This is a genomic window from Oleiphilus sp. HI0117, from assembly GCF_001635235.1.
Genome location: NZ_LWGA01000564.1, coordinates 1 through 425, shown reverse-complemented (window position 1 = coordinate 425; position 425 = coordinate 1). Strand labels below are relative to the sequence as shown.

Here is a 425-nt window from a genome sequence, read left to right as displayed (position 1 = left end):
ATGCCAAAGTGCAGCAGCGCTACCAAAAGGTATTGGATAAACGTGGGGTGCAGGTTCATCATGATTTTCGCGTGTCTAAAGTTGAAGAAGGGTGCTTGGTCGATGCGCGAGACGCTGAAAACCCGAGGGAACTAAGCTTAGACAAGATTATTTGGGCAATATCGGCGTCAGCCCCTGAATGGCCGAAAGCCGCTGGTTTAGCCTGTAGTGAGCGGGGCTTTATAGAAGTGGATGCTTGTTTGCAGTCAGTTTCTCATCCTAATGTTTTTGCCTCGGGTGATATTGCTGATGTGCTGGATCACCCACGGCCTAAAGCCGGTGTATTTGCTGTGCGCCAGGGTAAACCCTTGGCTGATAATCTTGAAAAAGCCCTACGTGGTGAGCCATTAAAAGCCTTTGTCCCTCAGAGCAAGTTCCTGAGTTTA

Annotated in this window: 1 protein-coding gene; it reads left to right on the top strand. The window is 49.2% G+C overall.

The window, feature by feature from the left end; genetic code table 11:
* Positions 1–425, top strand: a 425-nt coding sequence (locus A3757_RS06215) for an FAD-dependent oxidoreductase (RefSeq protein WP_197469873.1), incomplete at both ends; no start/stop codon positions are given.